Genomic DNA, 25205 nt, shown 5'->3' with positions numbered 1-25205 from the left:
CCGGGTCACCGGTCGCGGGCGGTGTGAAGCCCGGAGATGACCATGTGGGCCAGCAGGGCGTGGCTCTCGTCGAGGTCCTCCGCGAGCTGGAACGCGCCCGCCGCCTCCAGGACGGCGAAGCCGTGCATCGCGGCGCGCAGGCAGCGGACCGCGTGGATCGCGGCCGAGCCCTCCAGCCCGTACGCCCGCAGTGCGGCGAGCATGACGCCGACCAGCCGGTCTCCCGCCTCGGCCGTCTCGGGCCGCGGCGCCTGGATCAGCGCCGAGTAGCGGTGCGGATGCCGGGCGGCGTAGGAGCGCCAGCCGTCCATCAGGGCGCGCAGCGCCTCGTCGCCCGACCTGCCGAGCACCGCCTCGCTCGCGATCTCCGTCAGCTCGCCCAGCACCCGTCCGGAGACCAGGACGCGCAGCTCGGCGAGGTTGCGTACGTGCTTGTAGAGGGAGGGGGTGGCGACTCCCGCCCGCCCGGCGACCGCGGACAGGGTGAGCGCCTCGGGGCCCTCCTCGTCCACGATTCGAAGCGCGAGGTCGACGACGGCGTCCGGAGACAGAGCCGCCCTAGCCACGGGCCCGTTCCTTGAGGAACGTGAGCATCGCGGCGGCGACCTCGTCGGGGTGCTGCGCGTGCGGGTAGTGCCCGGCGCCGTCGATCATCACCACGTCGCCGAGGCCCGGCGGCATCCCGGCGACGATGCCGTCCGCCTCGGCCCGGGGGTCGGTCCAGTCGAGGTCGCGGGTCCCCATGACGACCAGCGCGGGGCAGCCGATGCGGTCGAGGTGGGCGCCGGCGTCGGTGGGCGCGGACGCGCCCATCGCGCTCACCACGGCCATCCGGCCCGGCCTGCGCAGGTCGTTCTCCAGGGCGGCCAGGTAGTCGGCCCAGTCGGCGGGCTTGACGCCGGGGTAGGCGTGGTCGAGGTAGCTCTTCCACAGCCCGATGCTGCGCAGGAGCGCCACGCCCATGAGCCGCGTCATGCCCTTGCGGTAGTGGCCGTTGCTCAGCAGGCCGCCCAGGTCGGGCTTCTGCGGCCGGGTGAAGGGGCCGATCTCCACCAGGGCACTGACCAGCTCCGGCCGCTGCGCCGCCGCGATGGTGGCCGCTCCCCCGGCGAACGAGTGCCCCACGACGACGGCGGGCCCGCCCAGGTGCTCGATCAGGGCGACGATGTCGGCCGCGGTGTCGGTGCGGGTGTAGGAGTCCCAGCCGAGGCTCGACTCGCCGTGCCCGCGCAGGTCCATGGTCGCCACCCGATACCCGGCGGCGGTCAGCGCCGGGACGAGGAAACGGTAGGCGCGCCGGCCGTTCCCCATGCCGGGGACCATCACGACCAGCGGCCCCTCCCCCGTCACGTCGTACGCGATCTCACCTTCGCCGATCTTCAGGAACTCGGTCACGTCATCCTCCAGGCTCAAGTGCATAGCTCATAGGCTAATGGTATTAGCCGATATGCGTCAAGACGCGCCCCCTCGGGTTCGCGGGCACCGGCGGACCCCGGCTCAGCGGTTCAGCCGCGGGTCAGGTCCTGGAGGCCGACCACGCGCAGCAGCTCCAGCCGCTCGTAGGACTCGCTGCCCGGGCGGGCGGTGTAGACGACCAGCCGCTGGTCGTGCTCCGGGCTCAGCAGTACCTCGCAGTCCAGCTCCAGCAGGCCGACGACCGGATGCAGGAAGCGCTTGACGTCGGCGCGGCGCACGGCGACGTCGTGGGTGTCCCACAGCGCCGAGAACTCCTCGCTGCGGGCACGGAGCCGGCGTACGAGCCCTGCCAGCCGCGCGTCGTCCGGGCGGCGGGCGAATGTGGCGCGCAGATCCGCCACCGCCGTGCGGGCGGCGCGGTCACGGTCCTCGGCCGGGAAGAGTTCCCGCGCGGACGGGTCCGTGAAGTAGCGCCAGACGACGTTGTGCTCCGCCTCGGGGCGGGCGGACATGTCACCGTGCAGTGCTTTGTCCATCGCGTTCTGCGCGAGGACGTCGCCGCGGTCGCTCACCACCCGGGCGGGCGTGTCGATCAGCCGGTCGAGGACGAGCAGCAGGCCGGGGCGGACATGCTCCGTGGCCGGCCGGTCCCGCGGCGGCTCCTCGCCGGCCAGGTGGAAGAGGTGGTCCCGTCCGTCGCCGGTCAGCCGCAGCGCGCGGGCGACGGCGGCGAGCATCTGGCGGGACGGGCGCGAGCCCCTGGCCTGCTCCAGCCGGGTGTAGTGGTCGGTGGACATGCCCGCCAGCTGCGCGACCTCCTCGCGGCGCAGTCCCGGGGTGCGCCGCCGCGCGCCCTGCGACAGCCCCACGTCGGCAGGGGTGAGCCGGGCACGGGAGCGGCGCAGGAAGTCGGCCAGCTCGATTCTGTCCACGCTCCCACCATGCCCCGGGACGCCGGACGCAGCCAGGGACCGCCCGTCCCCGGATAAGGGCGTCTCTCCCGCCGACGCCCGCGCCGCCGCACGCTGGGAGCCGGCTCGGCGGACCGGCGGCGCCCTCGCAGGGGCGACGGGACGAACGCCGAAGGGCGCCGCGTGCCACACCCGGCACTCCGGCGTTTCGCGGGTTCGCCACCACCACGAACGAGGAAGGCAAGGTTCGCATGCACTACCGCACGCTCGGCCGGACCGGTATCAAGGTCAGCCCGTACGCGCTCGGCGCGTTGATGTTCGCCACGTCCGTCGGCAACCCCGATCCCGGCGACTCTGCCCGCATCATCCACAAAGCGCTGGACGCGGGAATCAACCTCATCGACACCGCCGACGCCTACGGCGACTCCGAAGAGGTCGTCGGCAAGGCGCTCAAGGGGCGACGGGACACCGTCGTCCTCGCGACCAAGGTGAGCCGCCCGATGGGCGACGACCCCAATCAGCAGGGCGCCTCACGGCGCTGGATCATGACCGCGGTCGAGAACTCGCTGCGCCGCCTGCAAACCGACCACATCGACCTCTACCAGATCCAGCGGCCGGACCCCACCACGGACGTCGAGGAAACCCTCTCCGCGCTCTCGGACCTGATCCACAGCGGGAAGGTCCGTGCGATCGGGACGTCCACGATGCCGGCGTCCGACATCGTCGAAGCCCAGTGGGTCGCCGAGCGGCGCGGCCTGGAACGGTTCCACACCGAGCAGCCGCCGTACTCGCTGCTCAACCGCGGCATCGAACGCGAGGTGCTGCCGGTCGCGCAGCGCTACGGTGTGGGCACCTTGGTGTGGGGCCCGCTCGGACAGGGACTGCTCACCGGACGCGTCCGCAAGGGGCAGCAGAACGAACTCCGCCGCGCCGGCCTCTTCGCGCACCTCAACGACGAGCACCGCCTCGACGCCGTCGAGCGGTTCATCTCGCTCGCGCAGGAGGCGGGTCTGCCGCTGACCCACCTCGCCATGGCATTCGCCATCGCTCATCCCGGCGTGACCAGCGCGATCGTCGGGCCGCGCACGATGAGCCACCTCGACGACCTGCTCGCCGGCGTCGACGTCGCGCTCACCGACGACATCCTCGACCGGATCGACGAGATCGTCCCGCCCGGCACCGACGTCGGCACACTCGACCAGGCCTACGTGCCGCCGGCTCTCCAGCGGACGAGCCTGCGCCGCCGCCCCGTCGGCGAACGCAGCGCCGCCTGACACCTCCGCCACCGCCGTCTTCGACGACCGGCGCAGTCGTCGCGGACGCGGGGCTGAGGCGCCGCGTTAAGGTTGTGCACGTGAGCCCGAGGCCCGTGCGCGCAGTCGACGCCGATGGGAAAGTCGACCGGCAGGCGCGGATCCTCGAGGCGGCGCTTCGGCTCCTGTCCCTGCAGGGCATATCCGGGGTCAGCATGCGTGCCCCCACGTCGGCACCGCCGGCGACGGGGCGAGGTTGGAACTGCTGGAGCCGAGGAGCGAGGGGTTCCTCACCCGCTTCCTGGACGCCCGCGGCGAGGGTCCTCATCACCTCACCTTCGTCGTACCGGACCTGCGCACGACGGTGGCGCAGGCCCGTGCGCTCGGCCTGACCGTCGTCGGCGAGGACCACGACCACCCGCCCTGGCGCGAGGCGTTCATTGCGCCCGACCGCAGGCACGGTGTCGTCATCCAGCTCGCGCAGTCCGACCGGAGCCACCCGCCCGTCGACCGGCTGCTGTCGAGCCGTACCCGTGACGTCGGGGACTTCCCAGCTCCCGGGGAGCCACCGAGCCGCTGTGGTGGACCGGACTGTGGGAGACCTCGCCAGGAGCGGTCGCACGGCTGGACAGCACGCATCTGGCGTCGACGGACCCTCGAGTTCTCCCGGCTCGTCTTCGGGGAACCGCTGGGGGCTCGGGTGGCTGAAGAGGACTCGGCGCTGGACCTGTCGTGGCCCGGCGGATCGGTCCGGGTGCACGCCTCGGACCGCCCAGGCGTGACCGGGATGAGCCTGCGCGGTGGTCCCGCCGACGGCATCGCCATCGGTCCCGCCCGGCTCGGCGCGGAGGCGGTCCACCCGTGAGCGCGACGACCGAACCGCGGCAGTCTTCAGGACCAAGGGCGTCGGCTTTACGTTGTAGATTCAGAACGGATCGGGCGTCCGTGCGACTTCCGGCGCATGGACAGCCCGGTCAGCCCCGTAGAGAGACCCGCGCGCTCAGGTCCTGCCAGATCTTGTCGACCTGAGCGTCCAGGTCGTCCAGGGAACCCTCGTTGCGGATCACGATGTCGGCGATCCTCAGCCGGTCCTCGCGGGAGGCCTGGGCGGCGATCCGGGCGCGGGCGTCCGCCTCCGGCATGCCGCGGAAGCGCAGCAGACGCTCCAGCCGCACCTCGTCCGGTGTGTCCACGACGATCACCACGTCGTACAGGGCGGCCAGGTTGTTCTCGGCCAGCAGCGGCACGTCGTAGACGACGACCGCGTCGTCCGGGGCCTCTCGCTGGAGTCGCTCACTGCGCTCGCCCACCTTGGGGTGGACGATCCCGTTGAGGACCTTGAGCTTCTCGGCGTCGGCGAAGACGATCGCGCCGAGCCGTTCCCTGTCGAGGGTGCCGCCGGGACGGAGCACGTCCTCGCCGAACGCCTCAACGATCTCCGCGAGCCCAGGGGTGCCCGGCTCCACGACCTCTCTGGCGATCTTGTCCGCGTCGACGACGACGGCGCCGCGGGCCGCGAGCCGGCGCGACACCTCGCTCTTGCCCGAACCTATGCCGCCTGTGAGCCCAACTTTCAGCACGTCCCGCAGCCTATCGGGCGGACTGGTGCTGGGGCTCCCGGCGCAGGTGGACCAGCGTCAGGTGATCCTGGACCCGTTCCCGCTGGGTCTCCCGGTAACCGAGGCGCCGGTAGAGCCGCAGGTTCCCCTCTGACAGGTGCCCCGTGAACAGGTCGAACGCCGCCGCCTCGGGCACGGCCTCGTGCATCGCGGCGAGCAGCTCGCTGCCGATCCCCTGCCCCTGCCGATCGGGCGCGACCACGAGACGGCCCACCAGGCAGGTCGAGCCGGACATCTGGCCCCGGACCGCGCCGACCAGCCGCCCGCCGTCCGTCGCCTTCAGCACGACCCCCGTCTCGATCACCGTACGCACCTGGTCGAGCGACTCGACGAGTGGTGCGATGAACGGGTCGCCGTAGAGCTGCGCCTCGGTCACGTACGCGGCCCGCTGCAGGGTGAGGATCTCCCCCGCATCCGCGGGCAGGGCCCTCGCGATCTCCACCACGAGGGCCACCCTACCGGCACACCTGCCTCCGCCAGGGGCGGGCCGGGCTCCCGGACGTCACTCGCCGCGGCCGGCCCTTCCTCGATCATGGACCCCATCATGCCGCCAACCCGGGGGGAGGTGTCCCCCGCCCGGGAAGGGCCGTCAGAAAAGGGGAAAGGCCCCGCCGAAGCGGGGCCTTTCGTGATGCCGTGGAGGACTGGGCCGTGACCTCCGGTCGAAGACCGGGTGTCAGCTCTGGCCGCCCGCCAGCTTCTCGCGCAGGGCGGCGAGGGCCTCGTCGGAGGCGAGGGCGCCGCCGCTGGTCTGCGAGCTGGTCTCGCCGCTGTAGGACGACGGAGCGGCCTCGCTGGCCGCCGCCTCCTCCTGGCGGGCCTTCTCGATCTGCGAGCGGTGCGCCTCGAAGCGGGCCTGGGCCTCGGCGTACTGCCGCTCCCACTCCTCGCGCTGCTTGTCGAAGCCCTCGAGCCACTCGCCGGTCTCGGCGTCGAAGCCCTCGGGGTAGATGTAGTTGCCCTGGTCGTCGTAGGTCGCCGCCATGCCGTACAGCGTGGGGTCGAACTCGACCTCGGCACCGACGCCCTCGTTGGCCTGCTTGAGGGACAGCGAGATGCGGCGGCGGTCCAGGTCGATGTCGATGATCTTGACGAAGATCTCGTCGCCGACCTGCACGACCTGCTCCGGAATCTCCACGTGGCGCTCGGCCAGCTCGGAGATGTGGACCAGGCCCTCGATGCCCTCCTCGACCCGGACGAAGGCACCGAACGGCACCAGCTTGGTGACGCGGCCGGGCACGACCTGGCCGATCTGGTGGGTCCGGGCGAACTGCTGCCACGGGTCCTCCTGCGTCGCCTTGAGCGACAGCGAGACCCGCTCGCGCTCCATGTCGACGTCGAGAACCTCGACCGTGACCTCCTGGCCCACCTCGACGACCTCGGACGGGTGGTCGATGTGCTTCCAGGACAGCTCGGACACGTGCACCAGGCCGTCGACGCCGCCGAGGTCCACGAACGCACCGAAGTTGACGATCGAGGACACGACGCCCTTGCGGACCTGGCCCTTCTGGAGGGTGTTGAGGAACGTCTGGCGAACCTCGGACTGCGTCTGCTCCAGCCAGGCACGGCGGGACAGGACCACGTTGTTGCGGTTCTTGTCCAGCTCTATGATCTTGGCCTCGAGCTCGCGCCCGACGTACGGCTGCAGGTCGCGGACGCGGCGCATCTCCACCAGGGAGGCGGGGAGGAAGCCGCGCAGACCGATGTCGAGGATCAGGCCACCCTTGACGACCTCGATGACCGTGCCGGTGACGATGCCGTCCTCGTCCTTGATCTTCTCGATCGTGCCCCAGGCGCGCTCGTACTGGGCGCGCTTCTTGGACAGGATGAGGCGGCCTTCCTTGTCCTCCTTCTGGAGAACCAGGGCCTCGACGTGCTCTCCGACCTCGACGACCTCGGCCGGGTCGACATCGTGCTTGATCGAGAGCTCGCGCGACGGGATAACGCCCTCGGTCTTGTAGCCAATGTCGAGCAAGACCTCGTCTCGATCGACCTTGACAACGGTGCCCTCAACGATGTCTCCGTCGTTGAAGTACTTGATGGTCTCGTCGATCGCGGCGAGGAAGGCCTCCTCGGAACCGATGTCGTTGACCGCTACCTGCGGGGTGCTCGAGGTGGCCTCAGTGCTGCTCGTCATGTGTGGAATTGCTCCGAACCGGACAGATGTCGTTGTGACAGAAGCGCGGCGGGCCGTTTTTCGTTCACCGGATGATGCTTCCTGGTAATCACCAGATGACCGAGCGCGAGCCCGCTCCGTCCGTGACGCGCGCGAGCCCACAGCGCAGCGATCAGCATATGAGACGGAGCGAGCTGGGTCAATCCGAGGCAACCAGGCGAACGCCTAGTAGGTGATCACCGACTTCGCCCGCGCCGGTGAGAGCGTTGCCCGGAGTTTACGCGGCACCGACACTCGAGCCGGATCCCCATCCGACGTATAACGCTCTCCTGGGTGTTTGTCGAGCCAGTCGAGCCAGTAGGTCGTGCACCAGCGGCGACAGTCGCCGTGTTTTCCGTTGGACTGGATCCTCGGGATCGCGTATCGCGGAAAACTTTTCGCGTAGGGCGAAACCGCGGGCTGCGCCCCGGCCAGGAAGACGGCGTCGAAGTGGTAGCCGGTGCCGTCCCACATGCCGTCGTGCGCCCTGCTCAGCTTCCTCGGCCGCGACCCGTACGGCAGCGCGAAGGTCGTCGAGGCCGGCACGCCGATCTTCTTCAGCAGCCGCTCCTGCCGCACGATCTGCTCGCTGACCCGCTTGTTGGAGAGCCGCCGGAGATCGGGATGGGAGTAGGTGTGGTTGGCCACCTCGAAACCGTGGTCGAGCAGCCACTTCACCGCCTGCCTCTGCCGCTCCCGGTCACGCAGCCCGAAGGGGTCGCGGTTGACCCAGAAGGTGGCGGTGGGCCGGAAGTTCGGGTACTTCGCCGCTACCTCGTAGATGATGCCGACGGCCGTGTCGTTCTTCGGCATGCCGTTCCCGTCCATCGCGAAGTGGCTGGGGTGGCCGTCGTCGAAGGTCAGGACGACGGGATGGGTTCCCGCCGGAATGTCGATCTTCCTGGCCGCCAGTTCGGCCGCGGTGATCGGGACGTAGCCGTCCTTGGCCAGGCGCTCCAGTTCCTTGCGCAGCTGGCCGGGGGTCCGGTCGATGGACGCCAGCCGCTTGGGCAGGATGCGGTGGTACATGATCACGGGCACCAGGCCGGCCTCGTTCGCCTTGACCTTCCTGGCCGACTCCGCGGTCGCCTTCGGCGGGGCCGCACTGGGCTTGGGCGACGGCGACGGTGGCTGCGCGCGCACCTGCGACCGTTCCTCGCCCGTGGACCGTGGCAGCAGCACGAGCGCGACAAGACCGATCACGACAACGACGACATTGGCGATTGCAGTCATTCGGGCAAGGTTGCGCACAGTTATTTGACCTTACTGCCCGACGTGTCCGCATTCACATGTGTTGCAATTTTCCTGTGGACTGGAGCCTGCGTACGTGCGGACGACATGGGCACGTCACCTACGCCCCCGACGAGGAGGCGCTGCGGAACCGCCTGCGCGCCGAGACCGCGCTGGGCGAGGCGTGGCGCTGCCTGCGCTGCGGCGACTTCACCCTGGGCCCGCCGCGCGGCGCCGGGCCTGCCGGCGAGGCGCCCGTCGTGCTGCGAGGCCGGGCGCTGCGGGACGCCGCCGTGCTACGGCTGATCGCCGTCTTCCGCTGGGCCAAGGCCGTGCTCGTGATCGTCGGAGCGTACGGCGTGTGGCGGTTCCGGGCCCATCACGACGCCGTACGGCGGGCGTTCGACCAGGACCTCCCGCTGGTCAGGCCGCTGGCCCAAAAGCTCGGGTGGAACCTCGACCAGTCGGGCGTGGTGCACACGCTGCGGACCGCCCTGGGCGCACGGACGACGACCCTCACCTGGATCTTCCTCGCCCTGCTCGCCCTCGCGGCCCTGCTGCTGACCGAGGGGGTCGGCCTGTGGCTGCTGAAGCGATGGGGCGAGTACTTCTCGGTGATCGTCACCTCGGCGTTCATCCCGGTGGAAATCTACGAGATCGTCGAGAAGGTGAGCCCGTTCCGGATCGTGATCCTTCTGATCAACATCGCGGCCGTGCTGTACATCGCGTTGAGCAAACGCCTGTTCGGACTGCGCGGCGGGCGGGCGGCGTACGAGTCGGAGCGGCACGAGGCGAGCCTGCTGGAGGTCGAGCAGGCGGGCCTGGCCATGGCCGGGCGGGGGCACAGGCCCACCCGCCCGACCGGCCGCCCCTGACCCGTCACCCGGCCCGGCGAACCAGTCCGGTTCGCCAAGTACAGCCCGGCGTGGTCAGTGGCCGGCGTCCTCCCAAGTGGTCCCGACCCCCACGCTGACCTCCAGCGGCACGCTCAGGTCGTAGGCCCGGCACATCTGCGTGCGCACGACCTCGGTCAGCTCCTCCAGCTCGCCCGGCGCGACCTCGAACACCAGCTCGTCGTGGACCTGGAGCAGCATGCGGGAGCGCATGCCCTCGATCGCCTTCTGCACGTTCAGCATGGCGACCTTGATGATGTCGGCCGCCGAGCCCTGGATGGGCGCGTTGAGCGCCATCCGCTCGGCCATCTCCCGGCGCTGCCGGTTGTCGCTGGTCAGGTCGGGCAGGTAGCGGCGGCGGCCGAGGATGGTCTCGGTGTAGCCGTCCTTGCGGGCCTGGGCGACGATCGACTCCAGGTAGTCGCGAACGCCGCCGAACTCCTCGAAGTACTCCTCCTTGAGCGCCCTGGCCTCCGCGACGGGGATGTTGAGCTGCCCCGACAGGCCGAAGTCGGACAGGCCGTAGGCCAGGCCGTAGTTCATGGCCTTGATCCGGGCGCGCAGGTCGGCGTCCACCTGCTCGGGGGGCAGGTCGAAGACGCGGGACGCCGTGGCCTGGTGGAAGTCGTGGCCCGACTCGAAGGCCGCGATCAGCGACTCGTCCCGGGACAGGTGCGCCATGATCCGCAGCTCGATCTGGCTGTAGTCGGCCGTCAGCAGCGTGTCGTAGCCCTCCCCCACCACGAAGCCCTTGCGGATGCGCCGGCCTTCGACTGTGCGGATCGGGATGTTCTGCAGGTTGGGCTTCTCGCTCGACAGCCGCCCGGTGGCCGCCACGATCTGGTTGAACGTGGTGTGGATCCGCCCGTCGTCGGCGATCTCCTTGATCAGGCCCTCGACCGTGGTGCGCAGCTTGGTCTGGTCGCGGTGGCGCAGCAGGATCACCGGCAGCTCGTTGTCGGTCTGCTGGGCCAGCCAGGCGAGCGCGTCGGCGTCGGTCGTGTAGCCCGTCTTGATCTTCTTGGTCTTGGGCAGGCCGAGCTTGCCGAACAGGATCTCCTGCAACTGCTTGGGCGAGCCGAGGTTGAACTGCTCCCCCACCGCCTGGTGGGCGGCCTCCACCGCCTGCTTGACGGCCGCGCCGAACTCGGCCTCCAGCGCCGCGAAGTACTGCCGGTCGGCGGCGATGCCGGCCCGCTCCATCTCGGCCAGCACCCGCACCAACGGGAGCTCGACCTCGGTCACCAGCCGGGTGCCGCCGCGCTTGGACAGGTGGGCCTCCAGCGCGTCGGCCAGGTCGCGCACCGCCTGGGCCCGCAGCGCCAGGTCCCGGGCCACGCCCTCGTCGGCGTCCTCGAACAGGGAGGTCTGCCCGCCGGGCGCGGACTCGGCCCGCAGTTCGCGGTGGAGGTAGCGCAGGACCAGGTCGTCGAGCGGGAACGACCGCTGCCCCGGCATCGCGAGATACGCGGCGAGCGCCGTGTCGCAGGTGAGGCCGCGCAGGTCGTGCCCGTGGGCCCACAGCGCGAGCAGCGGCCCCTTGGCGTCGTGCACGGCCTTCGGCCTGTCTTCGTCGGCGAGCCAGGCGTGCAGCGCCGCCTCGTCCTCCTGGGTGAGACGCGTGGGGTCGAGGTAGGCGGCGCCGCCCGAAGAGGCGATCGCCAGGCCCTCGAACCGCCCGGTGCCGCTGCCGTACGCGCCCTGGAAGGCGAGCCCGGCGCGGTCCTCGGGGAGGGCGGCCAGCCAGCCGGCCACCTGGCCCGGCTCCAGCACCGTCACCTCGAGCTCGAAGCCCTCGCCCGCCTCCGGCTCGGTGGTGCCGAGGGTCTTGAACAGCCGCTCACGCAGCTCGCCGCGGATCTGCAGCGAGTCGAGGAGCTTGTTGACCTCCTCGCGGTCCCACAGGCCCATGGTCAGCGCGGACACCTCGGCGTCGACCGGGGCGTCGCGCTTCAGCTCGGTCAGCATCCGGTTGTGGATCACCTGGCCGAGGTGCTCGCGGAGCTTGTCGCCGACCTTGCCCTTCACCTCGTCGGCCCGCCGGACCAGCTCGTCCAGCGAGCCGTACTCGGAGATCCACTTGGTGGCGGTCTTCTCCCCCACGCTCGGGATGCTCGGCAGGTTGTCGCTCGGGTCGCCGCGCAGGGCCGCGAAGTCCGGGTACTGCGCCGGGGTGAGGCCGTACTTCTCCATGACGGCCTCGGGGGTGAAGCGGGTCATGTCGCTGATGCCCCGCCTGGTCATCAGCACCGTGACGTTGTCGTCCACGAGCTGGAGCGCGTCGCGGTCGCCGGTCACGATGAGCACGTTCATGCCTTCGCCCGAGGCCCGCGTCGCCAGCGTCGCGATCAGGTCGTCCGCCTCGAAGCCGGCCACGGACATGCGGGGGATCCGCAGCGCGTCGAGCAGCTCGAAGATGAGCTGCATCTGGCCGCGGAAGTCCTCGGGGGTCTCCGCCCTGTTGGCCTTGTAACCGTCGTACGCCTCGTGCCTGAAGGTCGGCTCGCTCCGGTCGAAACAGACCGCGACGTGGCTCGGCTGCTCGTCGCGCAGGATGTTGGCCAGCATCGAGGTGAAGCCGTACACCGCCTCGGTGTGCTGACCGTCGGTGGTCATGAGGTTCGCGTCCTTCAACGCGTAGAAGGCGCGATAAGCAAGAGAATGCCCATCCAGGAGCAACAGACACGGACGGGTGGGGGTCGCTTCACTCTTCGGCACATCCGCAGCCTAGTCTCCCTGTACGACAGAAAACCCGTGCTCTTCCCACAGGAGGCGTCCCCTTGACCTTGACGAATCCCGAGGAGTTCGTGTCGTCGATGAACGCGTCCGGGGACCACCTGCACCAGCGGATGGGCATCGAGATCCTGGAGGCCAGCGCCGAGCGGGTGGTCGGCCGCATGCCCGTCGAGGGCAACACCCAGCCGTTCGGCCTGCTGCACGGCGGCGCGTCCTGCGTGCTGGCCGAGACCCTCGGCTCGACCGGCGCCGCCCTGCACGCCGGCGCGGGCAGGATCGCCGTCGGCGTCGAGATCAACGCCACCCACCACCGCTCCGCCACCTCGGGCCACGTCACCGCCGTCGCCACCCGCGTGCACGGCGGGCGCACGCTCGCGACGTACGCCATCGAGGTCACCGACGACGAGGGCCGTGCGGTCTGCACGGCCCGCCTGACCTGCATGCTCAGGGACGCCCGCTGAGGCCGGGAGGCTCGCGGGCCGTGCTCGCCCGCGAGCCTTCCGGGCAAGCACCACGAAAACCCCTTACGACGCATTGGGCCTTATAACGGAACGGCTTGCGACTCTCTTTGCACGGGAGTCGCTCCGGTCGCTACCGTTGTGGCTCCAGAGCCCGTGGGAAGACCGAGTAGACAACGTGCGGAGCCGGGGAAGCTGTGTACGGTCCCAAAGGTCCTCCCACGGGCTCACGCTCTTCTACAGCACCGACCCTCCGGTTGACTCCTTACATGCCCTGACCTGCGAACCCTTTCTCACGTCAGTGACACACCATGGTCACCAATTGGTGACGAACAACCCCGAAACGGGCGTCTCAGGCTTATGCTCCGGCCACAACATCGCAGCAACCTTGCCGATGTTGCGCGTCCGCAGTGGGGGGCACGACCCCGCCATGACCTGAACAGAGGGAGCACCATTGCGCAGAGCCGTGATCGCGTTCACGGCCTTCCTGGGTGGAATCGTCTTTCTGCTCTCCTCCCCCGCCTGGGCGGACGGGGAGGCGTTGAAGGGCACACTCCAAAACCAAGGCCAGCCGGTGAACGGCGTGAAGATCAGCGTGGCGGGCGAAGACGGCAAACCCGTCGGGGACGCCACCACGGGTGCGGACGGCAAGTGGGAGGTGCCGGTCCCCAAGGCGGGCAAATACAAGGTCACGCTTGACCAGGCGACGCTCCCCAAGGGGATCGCGCTGAAGTTCCAGAACCGGGCCACCCTGGACGTGCAGGTCTACGAGGGCAGCGAGCGCAACGTCCTGTTCGCCCTCGCCCCCGCCGGCCAGCAGGGCGGGGCCGCGGCGCCCGCCTCGTCCGACTCCTCCTCCTTCTGGGACCGGGTCGCCCAGCTCACCTTCGAGGGCTTCAACCTCGGGCTCATCATCGCCCTCGCGGCCATGGGCCTGTCCCTGGTGTTCGGCACCACCGGGCTCACCAACTTCGCCCACGGCGAGTTGCTCACGTTCGGCGCGATGTGCGCCTACTTCTTCAACGTGGTCGTGGGATTGCCGCTCATCTGGGCCGCGGTGATCTCGGTCGTGATCGGCGGGGCCTTCGGATACGGTCAGGACCGGTTCTTCTGGGGAGTGCTGCGCAAACGGGGCAGCAGCCTGGTGGCCATGATGATCATCTCGATCGGCCTGGCCCTGTTCCTCCGCTACGTCTTCCTGTTCTTCTTCGGCGGTGAGGGCGCTCCGTACGCGGACTACAACGCCCAGCCCGGCATCCAGGTGGGCCCGATCTCCGCCGCGCCGAAGAACTTCATCGCGATGGGCATCGAGCTCGCCGTGCTCGTGATCGTCGGGCTCGCGCTCCTCAAGACCCGCGTCGGCAAGGCCGCCAGGGCCGTCGCCGACAACCCCGCGCTCGCGGCCTCCTCCGGCATCAACGTCGACGGCGTCATCCGGATCATCTGGACCGTCGGCGGCGCCATCGCGTCGCTCGCGGGCGTCATGCTCGGCCTGTCGCAGAACGTCAGCTACCAGATGGGCTTCCAGATCCTGCTGCTCGTCTTCGCGGGGGTCACCCTCGGCGGCCTCGGCACCGCCTTCGGCGCCCTCGTCGGCTCCATCGTCGTCGGCCTGTTCATCCAGCTGTCCACCGTCGTGGTGCCGACCGAGCTGAAGACCGTCGGCGCGCTGCTGGTGCTCATCCTCGTCATGCTCTTCCGGCCACAGGGCATCCTCGGCCGGCGCGAGCGCATCGGCTGATCGGAGACCACACGTGGACTGGAACACCATTTTCGTCACCACGGTCAAGGCCTCGATCGGCCTGGAGACCGTCGTCTACGCGCTCGCCGCGATCGGCGTGAACATCCAGTTCGGCTACGCCGGGCTGCTCAACTTCGGCCAGGCGGCCTTCCTCGGCGTCGCCGCGTACGGCATGGCCGTCACCGTGGCCACCTTCCACCTGCCGTTCTGGCTCGGCATCCTGATCGGCCTCGCGGCCACCGTCGTGCTGGCCTTCCTGCTCGGCATCCCCACCCTGCGGCTGCGCGCCGACTACCTCGCCATCGTCACCATCGCGGCGGCCGAGATCGTCCGGCTCGTCTTCAGATCGGTGAAGTTCAGCAGCGTCTTCGGCGGCTCGGACGGCCGACAGAACTTCTCCGGCGACTTCTTCGCGATGAACCCCTACTCCCCCGGCACGTACGGCATCGGCCCGATCAGCTTCAACGAGCGGGTGACGTGGGTGCTGACGGTCGGCTGGGTGCTCATCGCGATCTCCTGCGGGCTGGTCTACCTGCTCATGAAGAGCCCGTGGGGCCGTGTTCTCAAGGCCATCCGCGAGGACGAGGACGCGGTGCGCAGCCTCGGCAAGAACGTCTTCTCCTACAAGATGCAGGCGCTCGTGCTCGGCGGCGTCGTCGGATGCCTCGGCGGCTTCCTGTTCGCGCTCGGCCAGGCGTCGGTGCAGCCCGACCTGTTCAGCACCGAGTTCACCTTCTACGCGTACACGATCGTGATCCTCGGCGGCGCGGCCCGCGTCTTCAGCCCCGTCGTCGGCGCCGCGATCTTCTGGGTGCTGCTGGTCTTCGTCGGGAACACGCTCAGCGAGGCCGTGAGCGCCGGGCTGCTCCCCTCGTTGTTCACCGTGAACAACATCGGCGCGGTCCGCTTCATGCTGGTCGGTCTCGGCCTGATGCTCCTGCTCATCTTCCGGCCTCAGGGCATCTTCGGTGACAAGAGGGAGATCGCGCTCGATGCACGCTGACACCACCCCGACCAGGAAGTCGGCGGCGCTGGCCGCCTTCGCGGGCCTCGAGCACGAGCCCGGCGTGCCCAAGCCCGACCCCATCCTCGTCGTCGACAAGGTCGTACGCCGGTTCGGCGGCCTCACCGCCGTCGACGTGGACCACGTGGAGATCCAGCGCGGCTCGATCACCGCGCTCATCGGCCCGAACGGCGCCGGCAAGACCACGTTCTTCAACCAGCTCACCGGCTTCGACAGCGCCGACGAGGGGTCCTGGACCTTCAACGGCAAGCAGCTCAAGGGCGTGCCCGCCCACCGGGTGGCCCGTTCGGGCATGGTCCGCACGTTCCAGCTCACCAAGGCCCTGTCGAAGCTCACCGTGATGGAGAACATGCGGCTCGGCGCGCAGAACCAGCTCGGCGAGAACTTCTTCCGCGCGCTGATCCCGGGCAGCTGGCGCCGCCAGGAGGACGAGATCACCGAGCGTGCCGAGGAGCTCCTCGAGCGCTTCAAGCTCGCCGCCAAGCGCGACGACTTCGCCGGGTCGCTGTCCGGCGGCCAGCGCAAGCTGCTGGAGATGGCGCGGGCCCTCATGGTCGGCCCCGAGCTGGTCATGCTGGACGAGCCCATGGCGGGCGTGAACCCGGCCCTGACCCAGTCGCTCCTCGGGCACGTGAAGGACCTGCGCGAGGAGGGCATGACCGTGCTCTTCGTGGAGCACGACATGGACATGGTCCGCGACATCAGCGACTGGGTCGTCGTGATGGCCCAGGGCGCCGTGATCGCGGAGGGGCCGCCGGACACCATCATGTCGGACCCGCGTGTGGTCGACGCCTACCTGGGCGCCCACCACGACGCGCCGATGTCCGCCGAGGAGTTCGAGGAGCAGCTGCAGGAGGCCGAGGCCGAGCTGGAGTCCGAGATCGAGGAGAAGGCATGACCGCCCCCACGCCGGAAAACCACGCGGAGCCAGACCGCGTCCCCACGCCGGACGGCGTCGAGACGGACGGCGCCGGCGAGCCCGAGCCGGTCGCGGCGGCGGACGAGGACGGCGCCGAGCCGGTCTCGCGGGCGGCCGTCGTCGACCGCTCCGACCACCTCGCCGGAGCGGAGAACGCGCTGCTGCGGGCCGACGAGCTGTACGCCGGTTACATCCCCGGCGTCAACATCCTCAACGGCGCCGACCTGTACGTGAAGAAGGGCGAGCTGATCGGCATCATCGGCCCGAACGGCGCCGGAAAGTCGACCCTGCTCAAGACCCTGTTCGGGCTCGTGCCGGTGCGCAGCGGCTCGGTCACGTTGGACGGCGAGGACATCACCAACCTCAAGGCGCACTCGCTGGTGGCCCGCGGGGTGGGCTACGTCCCGCAGACGAACAACGTCTTCCCCAGCCTCACGATCGAGGAGAACCTGGAGATGGGCGCCTTCCAGGTGCCCGGCAAGTTCAAGGAGCGGTTCGAGTTCGTCTGCGAGATCTTCCCCGCGCTCCGGGAGCGCCGCAAGCAGCGCGCCGGCTCGTTGTCCGGCGGTGAGCGGCAGATGGTCGCCATGGGCCGGGCGCTCATGACCGAGCCGTCGGTCCTGCTGCTGGACGAGCCGTCCGCGGGCCTGTCGCCCAAGCTGCAGGACCTGGTCTTCATCCAGGCCCAGCAGATCAACAAGGCCGGCGTTACGGTGATCATGGTGGAGCAGAACGCCCGCCGCTGCCTGCAGATCTGCCACCGGGGCTACGTGCTCGACCAGGGCCGCAACGCCTACATGGCCAGCGGTCGCGACCTGATCAACGATCCCAAGGTCATCCAGCTCTACCTGGGCACGCTCGCCCGGGCCTGAGCCGCTCCCCGAGGGCCCCAGCGGAGCCTCCGCCGGGGCCCTCGTCGTATGTCTGTGACCTTATTTCCACCTGATCGGCAACCGGCGGGGCGACAATGAGCCGTATGACCCGAACCCCCCTCCGGGCGGCACTGGTCGTCTCGGCACTCGCGATCGGCCTGTCCGCCTGCCAGTCGCCGTCCCCGGAGCCCACGACCTCGGCGGGCGCCGTGTCGTCCGCCGCGCCGGCCACGGGGGCCGCGTCCGGGAAGACCAGCGGCGCGGTCTACGTCACCGGCGCGAAGGCCGGAGACGACCCCTGCGCCCGCGTGGTGTCCGCCATCGGCTATCTGGGACTGTCGCTGCTGCCCGCGAGGCAGGAGGAGGCCCAGCACTGGGACGGGGACGTACGCGGCCGTTTCGGCTATCTGCGCGGCACGCTGGAAATGTACGGCCCCCACCTGCCGGCCTCGGCCTCGGCCGCCGTCGCGACCATCGACGGCCTCGCCGAGACCCTGTCCCGTGCCGACACGGCCGGTTCCCGGCGTCCGGACCTGCTGCGCCGCTACCGCAAGGCGTCCGCCGCCGTCCTCACCGCCTGCGGCCGTTCCTGACCCCCGTGACCATCCCCCGCTTCCGGTAGACGCGGAAAGGGCCCGCTCCACGGGAGCGGGCCCTCCTCGCCGTGAATCAGCCGGCGATCTTGCCGGTGTTGAAGGCGATGTTCTTGTTGGTGTTGTCGGCGCCGTACTGGTAGATGCCGATCGTCGCCTCGGCCGGGTCACCGGCCTCGTTGAACTCGATCGGGCCGGACGCGCCGTCGTAGTCGATGTCCTTGCCCGCGGACAGCAGGTCGTTGCAGGACTTGAAGTCCTTGCACTTCTCGCCGCCCGTGGAGACCTCCTGCAGCTTGGCCGCGATGTCCTTGGGCGCGTCGCTCTTGGCGGCGACCGCCGCGAGCGCGGTCAGGATGGTCGCGTCGTACGACTCGGGGCCGTAGTTGAAGTCCTTCAGGTTCGGGTCGACCGTCTTCAGCTTCGCCTTGAAGTCGTCGGAAACCTGGGCGCCCGGCTGGGTGCCCTTGGCGCCGTCCAGCGTGCCCTTGGGGAAGCCGTCCTTGCCCGTGCCGTAGTTGGACAGGTTGCCGTCGACGAAGTAGTACTTCACCTTCTTGGCGGTCAGGCCCTGCTTGACGAGCTCAGGAATGATCTTCTTGGTCTCGTCGAAGCCGATCAGCGCGACGGCCTTCGGGTTGGCTTCCTTGATCTTGGCGACGTCCGCCGAGTAGTCCGCCGCCTTCGGGTCGTAGATGACCTTCTCCACGACCTGGCCGCCGCCGCCCTCGACCGCCTTCTGCACGTTCTCCGCGAGGCCGGTGCCGTACGCGTCCTGGAGGGCCAGGATGCCGACCGTGTCGTTGCCGTCGGCGAGGATCAGGTCGCCGAGGACACGACCCTGCAGCACGTCCGGCGGAGCCGTACGGAAGTAGAGGCCCTTGTCGTTGTAGGTGGTGAACTGGTCAGAGGTGTTCGCCGGCGAGATCTGGACCACGCCCGCACCAGTGATCTTGTCGATGACCGACAGCGACACCGAGGACGAGGCCGCACCGATGACCACGTCGGCCTTCTGCTGCAGCAACTTGTCGACAGACTGGGACGCAATGTTGGTCGAGGTGTCACCCGAGTCCGTGTCGACCTCGACCACCGGCTTGCCGAGGACACCGCCGGCGTCGTTGATCTCCTTGATCGCCAGCCCGACACCCGCGAACTCCGGCGGGCCGAGGAAGGCGAGCGAGCCGGTCTGCGGCAGCAGCGTGCCGACAGTGAGAACGCCATCGCCCTGGGCGGTGGCGGCAGCGGGCGCGGAGGACTGGGCCGCCGGTGCCGAGGAGGCCGGCGCGGCGCTGTCCTCACCACCGCCACAGGCCGTCAGCGCGAGGCTGGCGGCGGCGGCGACGGCCAGCGCCCGCCCGAGGGGGGCAATGCGGATCATGAAGCATCTCCTTCATCCAGGCCCGGGAGTCGTCAGCGCTGCCGACTGGTCCCGATCGAATGGCTGAAAGGTACATAGGCCAGGCACGGCCCGACCAGGGATGCATCAGAACTGTCCGCACTTGGATGCGGAGTCGTAATAACTCCTCAACTTAGCGGGACGGCCCCTGACCAGGAGTGTTCTTCTCAACGATCAGCGGGCGGCGTTCAGGCGGGCTGCTGGGTCTCACCGCCGTTCTCGTTCACCACGATCTGGGCCACCTGGCGCATGCTCATGCGCCGGTCCATGGACGCCTTCTGGATCCACCGGAAGGCCTGCGGCTCCGTCCACCCGTGCTGGGCCATGAGCAGGCCCTTCGCGCGCTCCACGAGCTTCCTGGTCTCCAGCCGCTCCGACAGCGTGGAGACCTCCTTCTCCAGCGCGGCGATCTCCTCGTGCCGGCTGACCGCCATCTCGATGGCCGGGACCAGGTCGCCCTTGGTGAACGGCTTGACCAGGTAGGCCATCGCGCCCGCGTCCCTGGCCCGCTCGACCAGGTCGCGCTGCGAGAACGCGGTGAGGATAAGGCACGGCGCGATGCGTTCCGAGACGATGCGCTCGGCGGCGGATATCCCGTCGAGCACGGGCATCTTGACATCCAGGATCACCAGGTCGGGGCGGAGCTCCATGGCGAGCTTGACCGCCGTCTCGCCGTCGCCGGCCTCGCCGACAACGGCGTAACCGTCCTCTTCGAGCATCTCCTTCAGGTCGAGGCGAATCAGCGCCTCGTCTTCCGCGATCACCACTCGCCGCTGCGTACTCACGCACAAGAGGTTACCGACGTCCGCTACATTAGGACCACGGCAGGGGATGCCCCAAGCGATCTCCAAGCAAGATCGACCGCTGGGATGGCACCCATTGCCAAAACCGGACAAATCCGTAAATAGCCCCGATAGACCAATCGGCAGAGTCGATGGCCTCAAAATCCATTCAGTGTGGGTTCGAATCCCACTCGGGGCACTTGCGCGAATAGCGGCCCCTAAGAAGCCGTCAGGGCGACGACGATGGGGCCATGGTTGCGCTCCAGCGGTCAGCGGTGACATACTGTGACCGCCGGGCCCCGCTGGGGCCGCGGAAGTGAGGCCGGGACCTCCCGATGGAATCGGGCGCCCGGCCTTCGCGGTTTCAGTGCCGGACTCCACGAGGAGCGGTCACAGGAACTCGATCCTCTGCCGGATGATGTCGAAGCTCTCACCCTCGCCGCCGAGCCACCACACGACGCTGCCCACGAGTACGTCGGCGAGCCAGAGCAGCGGCTCGTCCGCTGATCTCCTCCACTCCGCTCGCAGGCCTCGCTCGATTCGGCCGGCCCCTCGGAGCGCGTCCACCAACGCGCGGTCTCGTCTGTCGTGCCACTGGTCTCGCGTCTCGATGCAGACCGTCTCCACCTTCTGCTGAGACAGCTCGCGCAGGAGCCTGTCCAGACAGAGGCGCCTCGCTCGTTCCGCTTTGCCGTTCTCCGGATATATGTCGACTACGACCATCGCCCGCAACGGCATCCTTGCCACCGCCTCGGCGATGAGCACGTGACGAGCGGAAGATTCATCCCGCCAGTGAATTCTCTGGCTCCTGCCGGCCCTGAGGCCCAGCAACCGCTCTCGCAGTTCCGCGCAGACATGCTCCTCCAGCAGGACGGCCGCCAAGGCGTAGACGTAGGCGTCACCGCTCCTGCGCCGCATGCTTTCGTCGATGAACGCCAAGAGAGCCACAGTGGGCCGATGATACGCGCTGTAACCGACAAGTCACCCTGGATGCGAGAATCAGGTGCCGGGGAGGAGGCGGACGGCGTCGAGGGCGAGGGAGAGTTCGACGACGTCCAGGGGGCGGGCCAGCGACCGGCCGGTGAGCTGCTCGATGCGGCGCACGCGGTTGAAGACGGTGTTGCGGTGGCAGTACAGCTCGGCCGCCGCCCGCGACGCGGACCCCTCGCAGCGCAGCCACGCCTCCAGAGTCGCGAGCAGCACGCCGCCGTCCGGTGAGGCGATGATCGGCCCGAGGACGCCGCCCGCGAGGTGCCCGGCCAGCTCCGGCTGGCAGACCACCAGCGCGGCGGGCAACCGCCGGTCGAGCCGCGCGATCTCCGGCGCGGTCCCCGAGCAGGTGCGCATGGCCACCTCCGCCAGGCGGCGGGCCGTGCCGAGGTCGGCGAGGCTCTCCACCACCGGGCTGACGCCCGCGCTCGCGCAGACGACCGGGGTGATCGCGGCCACCAGGTCGTCCAGCACCCGGTCGTCGAGGTACACCACCGCCATCTCCAGGTCCGGGCGCATGCGCCACAGGAAGCGCAGCCCGCCGATCTCGTCGGGCCGGTGCACGCGGTCGGGCTGCGCGGGCAGCCGCGTTGTGACGACCGCATAGCGTCCGTGCTCCGGCAGGCCGAGGGCGTCGGCGGCCACGCCGGCCACGGCCGGGTCGGCGCGGCCCTCCAGGAGGGCGTCGAGCATGGCGTTGACGCGCTGGTTGGTCCGGCCGAGCAGCTCGTTCTCCCGGCGGCGGTAGGCGTCGGCCGCCGCCACGGCCTGGCGGTCGATGGCGTGCCACACGTGGGTCGCGCTGCGCAGCAGGGCGGGCAGGCGTTCCTGGCCCTGGTCGCCGATGATGTCGATGACGCCGTTCCAGGTGACCTGCGCGGCCAGGCGGTAGCTGCGCATGAGCGAGTCCAGCGGGAGCCCGAACTCGGCCCGCCGGCGCCCGACCGTCTGGGCGTACGCGACGTCGCGCCGCTCGTGCCGGGGCTGCAGGATCGCGGTGATGCCGACGCGCAGCCCCTCGTGGGTGCTCTTCCAGTGGTCCTCGTAGGGGACCGTCATGCGGTAGGCCTCGTCGCTTTCCCTGCCGCGCTTCACCAGCTCGTCGGCGAGCTCGGGGAGCCGTTCCAGCAGGCCTGCGGCGGAGGTCCGCAGCAGTTCCCGGACCTCGGAGTCCGTCCTGGACCTCATGCCCCGAATGTGCCAGCCGGCGGCGTCCGGAACAAGGTTCGGTTTTCGTTTCGTGATGCGGGATTGTGCTGGAGCACAGGGCACGGCCGGCGCGCATGGGCTGGGGTCCCGACTTGACTCCTGGCGCTGGACGGCCCTCGACCACGGTGGGTTGGGTGTGCCTTCATCGGAGTCACAGGAGGCGCGGATGTCTGGTGAGGCGGGCCCGGGACCAGCGGCCCAGAGATCGAGGGTCCGGTGACCGCGGACCCGGGAGCTGCGGACCCGGGAGCTGCGGACCCGGCAGCTGCGGACCCGGCAGCTGCGGACCCGGCAGCTGCGGACCCGGCAGCTGCGGACCCGAAGGCCGGGGGCCTCGAGATCAGGGGCCTGGAGGTGCGGTACGGCCCCGTACGCGCCCTGCGGGGCGTCCATCTGGCCGTGCCCCGGGGCGCGGTGACCGCGGTGCTCGGCGCGAACGGCGCGGGCAAGACGACGCTGCTGCGTGCCGTGTCGGGGACGCTGCGGTTCCACCGGGGCGCGATCACGTCGGGGACGGTCGCCTTCGGCGGATCCCGCCTCGACGGCGTGCCGGCGGCGGCCGTCGTACGGCGCGGAGTGGTCCAGGTGCCGGAGGGACGGCGGGTGTTCGCCCGGATGACGGTGGCCGAGAACCTGCGGGCCGGAGCGCTGGGCGTGCCGGGCAGGCGGGCGGCGGCGGCCCGTGAGCGGGTGCTCGAGCTTTTCCCGGTGCTGGCCGAGCGGGCCCACCAGCGGGCGGGCCTGCTGTCGGGAGGTGAGCAGCAGATGCTGGCGATCGGCCGGGCGCTCATGGCCGGGCCTTCGCTGCTGCTGCTCGACGAACCCACGCTCGGGCTCGCGCCACTGATGGCGGCCCGGATCGCCGACACCGTGCGGCAGATCAACGCCCAGGGCACGTCGGTGCTGCTGGTCGAACAGAACGCCGCCATGGCGCTCGCGCTGGCCGAGCGGGCGTACGTGCTGGAGGTCGGCGAGGTGGCGCTGTCGGGACCGGCGGCGGACCTCGCGGCCAGCGACGAGGTGCGGCGCCGCTATCTCGGCGTCGGCGCGCCCGAGACAGACCGACCGGTCGGTACCCACCCCGGCCCAGGCCGCGAACGGCACGAGAGGACCAGGCTGACGAGATGGACGGCATGACCCACCGCCGCGGCGAACCGCGCGCACGCCCGCTGAGGCGCCTCCGCGTGCCCATGAGAAACCAACCGGTCGGTACGGCCGACGGTGACGGCCCGGCCGAACTCGTGGTCAGCGAGGTGACGGTCCGCTTCGCCGGGGTCACCGCGCTCGACGCGGTGAGCTTCACCGTGGCCCCCGGCAGCGTGCACGCGCTGATCGGCCCGAACGGCGCGGGCAAGTCCACCTGCTTCAACGTCCTGTCGGGCGTCTACCGCGCCACCTCCGGCAGTGTGCGCTTCGGCGGCGCCGAGCTGACCTCGCTGCGCCCGCACCGGGTGGCGGCGCTGGGCGTGGCGCGGACGTTCCAGAACATCGCCCTGCCGCCGCACCTGACGGTGCGCGACAACCTCATGCTCGGCCGGCACCGCCTGACCCGTGCCGGCTTCGTCTCGGCCGGCCTGCGGCTGCCCTCGGCCAGGCGCGAGGCCGTACGGCACGGCGCGCGCGTGGCGGAGATCGCGGAGTTCGCCGGTGTCGGCGACGCGTTGTCCATCCCCGTCGGGCTGCTGCCGTACGGCGTGCAGAAGCGGGTGGAGCTGGCCCGCGCGCTGTGCATGGAGCCGCGGCTGCTCCTGCTGGACGAGCCGGTGGCGGGGATGAACGGCGCCGAGCGGCGGGAGATGACCGCCCTCATCCAGTCGGTGCGCGAGAGCCTCGGCATCTCGATCCTGCTGGTCGAGCACGACATGGCCATGGTCATGCGGATCGCCGACGCGGTGACCGTGCTCGACTTCGGCAGGCGGATCGCGGACGGGCCGCCCGAGGAGGTCCAGCGCGACCCCGAGGTGATCCGCGCCTATCTCGGCGACTTCGGCGGCCCCTCCGGTGAGCGGGGGGAGGCGTGATGGCGGTCTTCCTTGAGCTGCTCGTCAACGGGATCTCGATCGGGGCCGTGTACGCGCTGATCGCGCTCGGCTTCGTGGTGATCTTCAAGGCGACCGAGGTGGTCAACTTCGCCCACGCGTCGCTGCTGCTGGCCGGCGGCTACGTGATCGCCCGGCTGCACCCGCTGATCGGGTTCTGGGCGGCGCTGGCGGCCGGGATCGCGGCGGCGGCGCTGGTCGGCGCGCTGGTGGAGTTCCTGATCCTGCGCCGGGCGCACGTCGGCTCCCGCGGCGTGCTGGCCATCGTCACGATCGGCGTGGACATCCTGCTCACGACCGAGCTCACCCGCCGGATCGGCACCGAGGTGCTCGCCCTGGGCGACCCCTGGGGCGACCGGGTGCTGCGTCTTGGCCCGGTCACGGTCGCCGAGACCCGCGTCGTGGCCCTCGCGGTCGCCGCCACGCTGATCGTGGCGTTCCTGCTCGCCTTCAAGTTCACCGGCTGGGGCGTGGCGATGCGCGCCACGGCCGAGGACGCGGAGACCGCCGCGCTGATGGGCGTGCGGCTCGGCCGGGTCTCGCTCAGCGCGTGGGCCGTCGCCGGGGCGCTGGCCGCGGTCGCGGCGATGTTCCTGTGCGTCTTCCCGACGCCGGGCCTGGACAGGGGCACGGCCGCGGCGGCGATGAAGGCGTTCCCCGCCGCCATCCTCGGCGGGCTCGACTCGACCACGGGCGCACTGGCCGGAGGGCTGATCGTGGGTGTCACCGAGACGCTGATGAGCGGCTACCAGAGCGAGCTCGCCTTCCTGGGCCGCGGCATCGGCGACGCGGCGCCGTTCCTCGTGATGATCGTGATCCTGCTGCTGCGGCCCTCCGGGCTGTTCGGCACGAAGGAGCCGGCCCGTGTCTGAACCCACGCCCACGGCCGGCACGTCCGTGCCGGAGACGCCCACGGCCGGCACACCCACCCTCAGCGCGTCCACGCCCGGTACGCCCCCGCGCGGCAGG

The 25205-nt window shown here is 70.2% G+C and carries 24 protein-coding genes and 1 tRNA gene; 13 read left to right on the top strand and 12 right to left on the bottom strand.

The genetic code is table 11. The features are described from left to right. Positions 1-5: 5 nt before the first annotated feature. The 3 genes from IL992_RS09865 to IL992_RS09855 all read right to left on the bottom strand — a co-directional run bounded on the left by IL992_RS09865 (position 6) and on the right by IL992_RS09855 (position 2348). On the bottom strand, positions 6-566 hold the full coding sequence (locus tag IL992_RS09865) for a TetR/AcrR family transcriptional regulator (RefSeq protein ID WP_193202991.1): 561 nt from the start codon (positions 564-566) through the stop codon (positions 6-8). Further along, positions 559-1419, bottom strand: coding sequence for an alpha/beta fold hydrolase (locus tag IL992_RS09860; protein WP_226872585.1), 861 nt, complete (start codon positions 1417-1419; stop codon positions 559-561). The genes IL992_RS09865 and IL992_RS09860 overlap by 8 nt, the downstream gene beginning before the upstream one ends. 86 nt (positions 1420-1505) lie before the next feature. Continuing rightward, positions 1506-2348 carry a helix-turn-helix transcriptional regulator gene (locus tag IL992_RS09855; protein ID WP_193202990.1) on the bottom strand — a complete coding sequence of 281 codons (843 nt, stop codon included), beginning with the start codon at positions 2346-2348 and terminating at the stop codon, positions 1506-1508. A gap of 230 nt (positions 2349-2578) precedes the next feature. On the opposite strand from IL992_RS09855, the gene IL992_RS09850 reads away from it, so the two are divergent. Both IL992_RS09850 and IL992_RS09845 read left to right on the top strand, forming a co-directional pair. Next, on the top strand, positions 2579-3601 hold the full coding sequence (locus tag IL992_RS09850) for an aldo/keto reductase (protein ID WP_193202989.1): 1023 nt from the start codon (positions 2579-2581) through the stop codon (positions 3599-3601). Positions 3602-3782: 181 nt separating this feature from the next. Further along, complete coding sequence (locus tag IL992_RS09845; protein ID WP_193203083.1) at positions 3783-4445, top strand: VOC family protein; 663 nt, start codon at positions 3783-3785, stop codon at positions 4443-4445. Positions 4446-4554: 109 nt separating this feature from the next. Here IL992_RS09845 and coaE read toward each other — a convergent pair whose 3' ends face one another. The 4 genes from coaE to IL992_RS09825 all read right to left on the bottom strand — a co-directional run bounded on the left by coaE (position 4555) and on the right by IL992_RS09825 (position 8587). Further along, a complete protein-coding gene (coaE, locus tag IL992_RS09840) occupies positions 4555-5160 on the bottom strand; it encodes a dephospho-CoA kinase (RefSeq protein ID WP_193202988.1) in 606 nt (201 codons plus the stop codon). A 10-nt stretch (positions 5161-5170) separates the two neighbouring features. Then, complete coding sequence (locus tag IL992_RS09835; protein WP_193202987.1) at positions 5171-5644, bottom strand: GNAT family N-acetyltransferase; 474 nt, start codon at positions 5642-5644, stop codon at positions 5171-5173. Between the two features lie 231 nt (positions 5645-5875). After that, positions 5876-7336: a 30S ribosomal protein S1 gene (gene rpsA, locus IL992_RS09830; protein WP_193202986.1), complete on the bottom strand. Its 1461-nt coding sequence runs from the start codon at positions 7334-7336 to the stop codon at positions 5876-5878. A 204-nt stretch (positions 7337-7540) separates the two neighbouring features. Beyond that, entirely contained in the window at positions 7541-8587 is a 1047-nt protein-coding gene (locus IL992_RS09825; protein ID WP_193202985.1) for a polysaccharide deacetylase family protein, read from the bottom strand. 74 nt (positions 8588-8661) lie between these two features. On the opposite strand from IL992_RS09825, the gene IL992_RS09820 reads away from it, so the two are divergent. Beyond that, entirely contained in the window at positions 8662-9459 is a 798-nt protein-coding gene (locus IL992_RS09820) for a DUF2127 domain-containing protein (RefSeq protein ID WP_319018451.1), read from the top strand. Positions 9460-9513: 54 nt separating this feature from the next. On the opposite strand, the gene polA is transcribed toward IL992_RS09820, so the two are convergent. Next, positions 9514-12195 carry a DNA polymerase I gene (gene polA, locus IL992_RS09815; RefSeq protein ID WP_193202983.1) on the bottom strand — a complete coding sequence of 894 codons (2682 nt, stop codon included), beginning with the start codon at positions 12193-12195 and terminating at the stop codon, positions 9514-9516. Positions 12196-12293: 98 nt separating this feature from the next. Between polA and IL992_RS09810 the strand changes: the two genes are divergently transcribed. The 6 genes from IL992_RS09810 to IL992_RS09785 all read left to right on the top strand — a co-directional run bounded on the left by IL992_RS09810 (position 12294) and on the right by IL992_RS09785 (position 17820). After that, complete coding sequence (locus tag IL992_RS09810) at positions 12294-12674, top strand: PaaI family thioesterase (protein ID WP_193203082.1); 381 nt, start codon at positions 12294-12296, stop codon at positions 12672-12674. Between the two features lie 451 nt (positions 12675-13125). After that, complete coding sequence (locus IL992_RS09805; protein WP_226872583.1) at positions 13126-14412, top strand: branched-chain amino acid ABC transporter permease; 1287 nt, start codon at positions 13126-13128, stop codon at positions 14410-14412. 13 nt (positions 14413-14425) lie between these two features. Then, on the top strand, positions 14426-15415 hold the full coding sequence (locus tag IL992_RS09800; RefSeq protein ID WP_193202982.1) for a branched-chain amino acid ABC transporter permease: 990 nt from the start codon (positions 14426-14428) through the stop codon (positions 15413-15415). Then, the gene (locus IL992_RS09795) at positions 15405-16334 is read left to right on the top strand and encodes an ABC transporter ATP-binding protein (RefSeq protein ID WP_193202981.1); all 930 of its coding nucleotides are present in this window, start codon (positions 15405-15407) and stop codon (positions 16332-16334) included. The genes IL992_RS09800 and IL992_RS09795 overlap by 11 nt, the downstream gene beginning before the upstream one ends. After that, positions 16331-17227 carry an ABC transporter ATP-binding protein gene (locus IL992_RS09790; RefSeq protein ID WP_193202980.1) on the top strand — a complete coding sequence of 299 codons (897 nt, stop codon included), beginning with the start codon at positions 16331-16333 and terminating at the stop codon, positions 17225-17227. The genes IL992_RS09795 and IL992_RS09790 overlap by 4 nt, the downstream gene beginning before the upstream one ends. A 104-nt stretch (positions 17228-17331) precedes the next feature. Continuing rightward, a complete protein-coding gene (locus IL992_RS09785; RefSeq protein WP_193202979.1) occupies positions 17332-17820 on the top strand; it encodes a hypothetical protein in 489 nt (162 codons plus the stop codon). A 76-nt stretch (positions 17821-17896) separates the two neighbouring features. On the opposite strand, the gene IL992_RS09780 is transcribed toward IL992_RS09785, so the two are convergent. Together IL992_RS09780 and IL992_RS09775 are read right to left on the bottom strand one after the other, a co-directional pair. Then, positions 17897-19198, bottom strand: a complete 1302-nt coding sequence (locus IL992_RS09780; protein WP_193202978.1) for an ABC transporter substrate-binding protein — start codon at positions 19196-19198, stop codon at positions 17897-17899. A gap of 206 nt (positions 19199-19404) precedes the next feature. Next, complete coding sequence (locus IL992_RS09775; RefSeq protein WP_079315852.1) at positions 19405-19983, bottom strand: ANTAR domain-containing response regulator; 579 nt, start codon at positions 19981-19983, stop codon at positions 19405-19407. 140 nt (positions 19984-20123) lie between these two features. On the opposite strand from IL992_RS09775, the gene IL992_RS09770 reads away from it, so the two are divergent. Then, positions 20124-20197 (top strand) — tRNA-Leu (locus IL992_RS09770). A 191-nt stretch (positions 20198-20388) separates the two neighbouring features. Here IL992_RS09770 and IL992_RS09765 read toward each other — a convergent pair. Next, positions 20389-20937, bottom strand: a complete 549-nt coding sequence (locus IL992_RS09765; protein ID WP_193202977.1) for a DUF3800 domain-containing protein — start codon at positions 20935-20937, stop codon at positions 20389-20391. A gap of 60 nt (positions 20938-20997) precedes the next feature. Beyond that, positions 20998-22176: a PucR family transcriptional regulator gene (locus IL992_RS09760; protein ID WP_193202976.1), complete on the bottom strand. Its 1179-nt coding sequence runs from the start codon at positions 22174-22176 to the stop codon at positions 20998-21000. A 375-nt stretch (positions 22177-22551) separates the two neighbouring features. On the opposite strand from IL992_RS09760, the gene IL992_RS09755 reads away from it, so the two are divergent. Genes IL992_RS09755 through IL992_RS09745 form a run of 3 tightly spaced genes read left to right on the top strand, consistent with a single transcriptional unit; the run spans position 22552 to position 25108 of the window. Beyond that, positions 22552-23334 (top strand): ABC transporter ATP-binding protein, encoded by a 783-nt coding sequence (locus IL992_RS09755; protein WP_319018450.1) that lies wholly within the window; start codon positions 22552-22554, stop codon positions 23332-23334. A 53-nt stretch (positions 23335-23387) separates the two neighbouring features. Beyond that, positions 23388-24218, top strand: coding sequence for an ABC transporter ATP-binding protein (locus IL992_RS09750; protein ID WP_193202975.1), 831 nt, complete (start codon positions 23388-23390; stop codon positions 24216-24218). Beyond that, positions 24218-25108 carry a branched-chain amino acid ABC transporter permease gene (locus IL992_RS09745; RefSeq protein ID WP_193202974.1) on the top strand — a complete coding sequence of 297 codons (891 nt, stop codon included), beginning with the start codon at positions 24218-24220 and terminating at the stop codon, positions 25106-25108. The genes IL992_RS09750 and IL992_RS09745 overlap by 1 nt, the downstream gene beginning before the upstream one ends. The last annotated feature ends 97 nt before the right edge of the window (positions 25109-25205 follow it).

This window comes from Microbispora sitophila, from assembly GCF_014892245.1.
GTDB classification, from domain to species: Bacteria; Actinomycetota; Actinomycetes; order Streptosporangiales; family Streptosporangiaceae; genus Microbispora; species Microbispora siamensis.
Note: the sequence above shows the minus strand (reverse complement) of the source record. Positions and strands in the feature narration are given on the sequence as shown.

What these genes read in the sequence shown, in the direction of transcription:
- IL992_RS09795 (WP_193202981.1), top strand. Translation starts at nt 15,405, where the DNA reads ATGCACGCTGACACCACCCCGACCAGGAAGTCGGCGGCGCTGGCCGCC.
- IL992_RS09750 (WP_193202975.1), top strand. Translation starts at nt 23,388, where the DNA reads ATGAGAAACCAACCGGTCGGTACGGCCGACGGTGACGGCCCGGCCGAA.
- IL992_RS09860 (WP_226872585.1), bottom strand. Translation starts at nt 1,419, where the DNA reads ATGCACTTGAGCCTGGAGGATGACGTGACCGAGTTCCTGAAGATCGGC.
- IL992_RS09745 (WP_193202974.1), top strand. Translation starts at nt 24,218, where the DNA reads ATGGCGGTCTTCCTTGAGCTGCTCGTCAACGGGATCTCGATCGGGGCC.
- IL992_RS09850 (WP_193202989.1), top strand. Translation starts at nt 2,579, where the DNA reads ATGCACTACCGCACGCTCGGCCGGACCGGTATCAAGGTCAGCCCGTAC.
- IL992_RS09810 (WP_193203082.1), top strand. Translation starts at nt 12,294, where the DNA reads ATGAACGCGTCCGGGGACCACCTGCACCAGCGGATGGGCATCGAGATC.
- IL992_RS09785 (WP_193202979.1), top strand. Translation starts at nt 17,332, where the DNA reads ATGACCCGAACCCCCCTCCGGGCGGCACTGGTCGTCTCGGCACTCGCG.
- IL992_RS09780 (WP_193202978.1), bottom strand. Translation starts at nt 19,198, where the DNA reads ATGATCCGCATTGCCCCCCTCGGGCGGGCGCTGGCCGTCGCCGCCGCC.
- IL992_RS09760 (WP_193202976.1), bottom strand. Translation starts at nt 22,176, where the DNA reads ATGAGGTCCAGGACGGACTCCGAGGTCCGGGAACTGCTGCGGACCTCC.
- IL992_RS09825 (WP_193202985.1), bottom strand. Translation starts at nt 8,587, where the DNA reads ATGACTGCAATCGCCAATGTCGTCGTTGTCGTGATCGGTCTTGTCGCG.
- rpsA (WP_193202986.1), bottom strand. Translation starts at nt 7,336, where the DNA reads ATGACGAGCAGCACTGAGGCCACCTCGAGCACCCCGCAGGTAGCGGTC.
- IL992_RS09790 (WP_193202980.1), top strand. Translation starts at nt 16,331, where the DNA reads ATGACCGCCCCCACGCCGGAAAACCACGCGGAGCCAGACCGCGTCCCC.